Genomic DNA, 5,962 nt, shown 5'->3' on the forward strand with positions numbered 1-5,962 from the left:
CGTCCGTGCCCGAGGCCGCGTCCATGCGCGGACGCAGGTGTTCGTTGCATTGTGCCTTCGAGTGGTCGTCGCAATCACCAACGACGAACGAGGAGACAATCCGGGCCGCGAGATGCTCACGGCATGAGACGGATTCTATGACACGCTCGCAACAGGCTAAGCAATTCCGGAGGCCGGATTGCTACTCGAGGTCGAAGCGGTCGAGCGCCATCACGTCGCTCCAGGCGTCGACGAAGTCCTCGACGAACTTCTCTTCGGCGTCGTCGGCGAAGTAGGCGTCTGCGGTGGCGCGGAGGCGAGCGTTCGAGCCGAAGATCAGATCGAACCGGGTGGCTTCCCACTCGACCTCGCCGGTGTCGCGGTCGCGGACCTCAAAGATCTCGTTGTTTTCATCGACTGGCTCCCACTCGTAGTCCATATCGAGTAGGTTCACGAAGAAGTCGTTACTGAGCGTGCCCGGCTGGTCCGTGAAGACGCCGCGGCCAGTATCCTGGTAGGTCGCGCCGAGCATACGCATCCCGCCGACGAGCACCGTCATTTCCGGGACAGACAGGTTCAGCAGTTCTGCCTTGTCGACCATCCGCTCCTCCGGGGAGTCATAGAGGTCGTCGTACTCACCGCCGAAGTAGTTCCGGAACGCGTCGACTTTCGGTTCGAGCACCTCGAAGGACTCGACATCGGTCTGCGCTTGTGTCGCGTCCGTACGACCGGGTTCGAACGGTACCTCGACGTCGTAGCCGGCATCCGCCGCGGCCTCCTCGATGGCCGCGTTCCCGCCGAGTACGATGAGGTCGGCGAGCGAGACGCGCACATCGTCGGAGCGTGAGTCGTTGAACTCCGTCTGGACGGCTTCGAGGGTCCCGAGTACCGTCTCCAGCTCCTCGGGCTCATTCACTTCCCAGCTCCGCTGGGGTTCGAGACGGAGGTGCGCGCCGTTCGCGCCGCCGCGCTTGTCGCTGTCGCGGTACGTCGATGCCGACGCCCACGCGGTCTTGACCAGCTGGGAGCGTGAGAGATCCGAGGCGAGGAGTTTCTCCGTGAGTTCGGCGATCTCTTCGTCGCCGACGAGTTCGTAGTCGGCGTCCGGGACGGGGTCCTGCCAGATGAACGTCTCGTCAGGGACCTCCGGGCCGAGGAACCGCTCGGGCGGGCCCATGTCGCGGTGGATCAGTTTGTACCACGCCCGCGAGAACGCCTCCTGGAACTCCTCGGGACTCTCTTGGAAGCGCTCGAGGATCTCCCGGTAGTCGTCGTCGTGTTTCAGAGCGACGTCCGTCGTCAGCATCATCGGCTGTTCCGTCTCCGACGGGTCCTGCGTGCCGGGTGCGTCGTCGATGTCGTCGCCGACTGGCTGCCACTGCCAGGCACCGCCGGGCCCCTTGACGGAGGTCCAATCGTAGTCCAACAAGTTGTCGAGATAGTTCATATCCCACTGGATCGGCGTAGCGTTCCAGGGACCTTCGATGCCGCTGCTGATCATCCCGGCTTTGTCGAAGTCGTGGTTCCAGCCGAGGCCCTGCTCCTCGATTGGCGCTGCCTCGGGTTCGGGGCCTTGGTGCTCGTCGGGGTCGTCCGCGCCGTGGACCTTCCCGAAGGTGTGGCCGCCGGCGATGAGCGCGACGGTTTCCTCGTCGTCCATCGCCATACGGTCGAACTCCTCGCGGATGTTCGCCGCAGATCCCTCGACGTCCGGTTCGCCGTACGGTCCCTCGGGATTCACGTAGATGAGGCCCATCACGGTGTTCCCGAGTGGGTCTTTGAGATTGCCGACCTCGCCGTCGGTAAAGCGCTCAGGCGAGGTTGTCTCCCACTCCGTTTCGGGACCCCATTCGACGGCCTCGTTGGAGTTGAATTCGTCTTCGCGGCCACCAGCGAAACCGTATGTCTCGAACCCCATCGATTCGAGGGCGACGTTCCCCGCGAGCACGATGAGGTCTCCCCACGAGAGCCTCTTGCCGTGCTTCTTTTTGACCGGCTGGAGTAGGCGGCGTGCCTTGTCGAGGCTCACGTTGTCCGGCCAACTGCTCTCCGGCGGGAGGCGCTGGAGGCCACCGGCCGCACCGGCACGGCCGTCGGCAGTTCGGTACGTCCCAGCGCTGTGCCATGCCATCCGGATGAAAAACGGCCCGTAGTGACCGTAGTCGGCCGGCCACCAGTCCTGTGAGTCCGTCATCACGTCTTCGATGTCCGACTTCACTTCATTGAGGTCGAGCTTCTCGAACTCCTCGGCGTAGTCGAAGCCCTCGCCGTACGGATTAGTGTCCGCAGTGTTATCGTCAAGGATATCCAGTCGTAGTTGGTCTGGCCACCACTCTTGGTTGGACCACGTCATATCTAACCGAAGGATCGTATCGGCGTTAAGCTTGTTGACCTCGATTTGGCAAGCTCTTCACTGGCTTGCTGACATGGTTAAGAATTCGGAGAAGTCGGTCAGTGCAACGGTTGGTTCGACAACAGAGGTTAGATGCTCGATAGCGACAGATGTGCACGACTCACGAGAAGTACGCCAAGCCGAGCGATAATCACGGCCTTCGCACTCATGGTCCCATTCGAACTCTGCGTCCACGGTGGCGGTATCGACGGCGCACGGTGTACAACTCAAAGTCTTAGCTCTCCAGTCATAGATCTCGTACTCGTTGCTGGGAGCATAATGATGCTCAGGGGCGGACAGATAATCTGGCAGAATACCCGGCTGAGCGGGACAAGTGAGGGAATCTAATCCAATGAGGTATTGCCTCACGGATAGGTAGTACTTCAACGTGATCGGCACGACAATACTCCGGTGCCGAGATGTAACTGTCGTAGTCAGGGAAACAATCGTCCTGGACACCGTTTAAAGTTGGTCGAGTACTCTTCGGGCTCGTTGGTAGTACGAATTGTTTTCCCACGATCTTAGAGTAGCGACCTCAGAGAGCTGTGTTTGGGCATCAGCCTTCGCAAGGGCACCGGCATTGACGAATGCGGTGATCAGAGCTGGGGTTGTGAGTAGTTCTGTGTCGTCCAAAGCGCTGGCAATGAGGGTGAGATTGGTGAATTCATCGCAGAGCAGATATTGTGACTGCTCATCGTTGGCGAGTTCGATTGCCGCTCGTTCGCCGAGATCAAGGGGTGGTACTGACTCCGATATGTCCACCTCTGATACGATCCGAGCAGTATCGAGAGCATCTACCGCTGCTTCTGCTGGCTGTCGATGATCATGGTCATAGGAAGCGAGCGTCTCAATTTCGTCAACGACTGCCTGAGGAACAACCACATCGAAGCCGTCGAATAATAAACTGAGCGCGGACGGATCGTAGTGTTCTGCACACCCTACACTGACAAGCGATGAGGTATCGGCGACGAGGAGCGTCATTCAAAATCCATCGATTCGGCGACATCGTGAATGAACTCCTCATCCAACTGCTGTTTGAGGAGACGGAAGTTCCCAGCTTTCTCCGGGCCGACTAACACCCGCAGTTGCTCAAAATCGATTCTCCCGTCGTAGTACGCGCCAGCGACCTCCTGTACGATCTGCTCGTCTGTGGTTGCGTCATGCAGATATTCACGAAGTGCTGTCACGACGATTTCCGTCCGGTCACGTTGCTCGACTTCTCCGAGAACGTCGGCCTGCTCAACGAGGTGTTGAGGAAAATTGAAGTTGACTCTCTTGGTTCCCCCACTCATACATATGGCATACACATCGTCTAACAGATAAATCTGACGGTGAAACAACCAGGACGAGACGAGGAACCCTTGAAGCAGTACCGATGATCAACTCTCCTGCAGATGGTGTCTGTTCTTTTGTAGGTGGGATGTAGTTGAGCGAGAGAAACATCGGAAACGGTGGGGGGTCGGTTACAGGTGGGTTGTTTAGTGAAAGAGACCGAGGTCGGTGAGTTCGGAGATGAGCACCTCTGTCGCCTTTTCGGCATCTGCAGGTATCTTTCCACCCGTAATGACTGTCTTGCCCGATCCAAAGAGCAACACGACAACATCAGGTTCGTCAAGCCGGTAGACGAGTCCGGGGAACTGCTCCGGTTCATATTCGACATCTTCGAGACCGAGACCAATCGCAATCGCATTCAGATTCAACGATTCACCGAGATCACCGCTTGTCACGATGTTTTGTACCTCGATGTCTGGATTTTTTCTCACTTCGATTCCAAGATCGGAGAGTGTCTCAAAAATGCTCTATTGAAAATGCGGTACAGCGGCAGGATTCACTGACGTTGAATAGAGACGTCACGCAGTTGAGTCAGAAAGAATCGTGAGTTCCCAGACTGGTTTGGCAGCGACCGGCGCGATCCGTTCGATCAGGTATAATCCAGACAAAGTTACGCTGCCATCCATTTTCAATAGAGCACTCAAAAACAATCTCAAGTGCTTGGTGAACGGCTGGAACAGACTCCGCACCTGTACAGACGATCTTTCCCGACCGGAAAATCAGTGCTGCCGCGTGTGGGTCCTGTATTCGATAAACTACCCCAGGGAACTTATCAGGGTCAAAATCCGCTCCTTCAAGATCTATTGCTACCGACTCCAGATTGAGTTCCTGGTCAATCGCTGTTGAAGCGACCACATTCTGAATTTCAAGCGTCTCCTTTGGGTCGTTGACTTCCCCGTGGTCGCTCATAGATAGGTCACACCCGGTCCAATGGAGAGCGGTCATAAAAACGGTTCCAGGACGGCGAGGTGTGTCCAGTTCGCAGGAATCCAGATTTTAAATGAAAACATTTTGACAAAAGTGTCTATATCACGACATGTGGTTTATAGATGGCAATATACCCATATCACGGTCTATATGCGGCGTATTTGGGCGTTTGAGTGGATTTGTTATTTACTCGTGCTTAGTTGAATAAGGACCAGTAACTTTACCCACCACCCCGCCCTCTCCCACAGCCAACACGATGACAATAGCCAGAACCTCGGTTACGCGGGCTGAGAAGCATATTGGAGCTAATGAAAAGAGAGGTGCGTAGCGTGATCCGCAGCGACGCGGTCACGAAGGTTTCCTGACGGATAAAGGGAAGCAAGATGGCAAGACCGGACCTATCAAAGCTGAAGCCAGGCAGGCAGTTTTCTCATGCAAGTGACCGGTGGAACCAATTGGCTGGATAAATCTCACACAGGACTATACATGGCAAATCAACATAGCCGAGTTCAGACTATACTGTCGCGATTTCGATTTACTCCATGCTATACGTTCATGGTGAACTGCGGAAATAGGATTAGAGAGATTCCGGAGTCCACTCGGTTTCTTCGCCGATCGCAGGCGAGTTTCGGTCAGAGTAGCCTTTCCGCCCAATTGCTCTCTCATCAACCATGTTTAGGATAGCTTGGCGAGCATCATCGGGCGAATCGAATGTCTCTCCTTGAAGTGGCTCAAAGAGATTCTGGAGTGTCTGAGTACCACCTGGAAACTCCACCTCATAGTCGCCGTATTCGTCAATGAACTCATCGCTCGTTGCCGGATACTCATGGCTGACAATCCGGTCGGCCAGCTCACCGAACTCGATTCCCTGTTCTCGTGTCTTGTCGGCCTCGTCTATTCCGCTCATTAGATGTTCGCTTCGTAACCATCACTAAAGATGCTTATGGCCAGAACCTCCGAAGTAGTGTCAGTACCTCGCAAAGCTCTCCAGTTGACTGTCTCTGAGATGTGAATTCGATGGCGGAGCCGATGGCGAGCAGCTGCTAAAGACGGAGGTTTGAAACTCCAATCGCCGAATCTGTCGCAGTCGGCAGCGTTCCGCCGCCGACGCGACTGTGTTGCTACTCACCGAACTAGCGGTCCCGGTTGGTGATTACCGCTCGAAGCGGTTGTCAGGCGGCTTGTGAGCGTGTCATAGAAACCGTCTCATGCAGTGAGTATCTCGCGGCCGGGGTTGTCTCCTCGTTCATCATTGGTGATCGCGACGACTACTCGGAGGCACAGCGCGAGGAACACCTGCGCTCGTGCGTGAACGCGGCCTCGGGCACGGAC

4 protein-coding genes and 4 pseudogenes are annotated in these 5,962 nt (G+C 56.2%); 1 reads left to right on the forward strand and 7 read right to left on the reverse strand.

The genetic code is table 11. The features are described from left to right. Positions 1-127, forward strand: a pseudogene (locus GT355_RS17740) (IS5/IS1182 family transposase); the annotation flags it as partial. 54 nt (positions 128-181) lie between these two features. On the opposite strand, the gene katG reads toward GT355_RS17740, so the two are convergent. The 7 genes and pseudogenes from katG to GT355_RS17775 all read right to left on the reverse strand — a co-directional run. Further along, entirely contained in the window at positions 182-2,332 is a 2,151-nt protein-coding gene (gene katG / locus GT355_RS17745; RefSeq protein ID WP_160135830.1) for a catalase/peroxidase HPI, read from the reverse strand. Positions 2,333-2,833: 501 nt separating this feature from the next. Further along, complete coding sequence (locus GT355_RS17750) at positions 2,834-3,352, reverse strand: PIN domain-containing protein (protein ID WP_160135831.1); 519 nt, start codon at positions 3,350-3,352, stop codon at positions 2,834-2,836. Then, entirely contained in the window at positions 3,349-3,663 is a 315-nt protein-coding gene (locus GT355_RS17755) for a hypothetical protein (protein WP_160135832.1), read from the reverse strand. Before GT355_RS17755 ends, GT355_RS17750 begins: the two co-directional genes overlap by 4 nt. A gap of 186 nt (positions 3,664-3,849) precedes the next feature. Continuing rightward, a pseudogene (locus GT355_RS17760) lies at positions 3,850-4,167 on the reverse strand (TATA-box-binding protein); the annotation flags it as partial. A 181-nt stretch (positions 4,168-4,348) separates the two neighbouring features. Then, a pseudogene (locus tag GT355_RS17765) lies at positions 4,349-4,612 on the reverse strand (TATA-box-binding protein); the annotation flags it as partial. Positions 4,613-5,207: 595 nt separating this feature from the next. Continuing rightward, entirely contained in the window at positions 5,208-5,537 is a 330-nt protein-coding gene (locus tag GT355_RS17770) for a DUF5789 family protein (RefSeq protein WP_160135834.1), read from the reverse strand. A gap of 299 nt (positions 5,538-5,836) precedes the next feature. Then, positions 5,837-5,962: pseudogene (locus tag GT355_RS17775) on the reverse strand (IS5/IS1182 family transposase); the annotation flags it as partial.

Origin of the sequence: Halococcus salsus, assembly GCF_009900715.1 — an archaeon.
GTDB lineage: Archaea > Halobacteriota > Halobacteria > Halobacteriales > Halococcaceae > Halococcus > Halococcus salsus.

Bases quoted from the DNA above. Each gene is read 5' to 3' on its own strand.
- katG (WP_160135830.1), bottom strand. From the start codon at position 2,332: ATGACGTGGTCCAACCAAGAGTGGTGGCCAGACCAACTACGACTGGAT.
- GT355_RS17750 (WP_160135831.1), bottom strand. From the start codon at position 3,352: ATGACGCTCCTCGTCGCCGATACCTCATCGCTTGTCAGTGTAGGGTGT.
- GT355_RS17755 (WP_160135832.1), bottom strand. From the start codon at position 3,663: ATGAGTGGGGGAACCAAGAGAGTCAACTTCAATTTTCCTCAACACCTC.
- GT355_RS17770 (WP_160135834.1), bottom strand. From the start codon at position 5,537: ATGAGCGGAATAGACGAGGCCGACAAGACACGAGAACAGGGAATCGAG.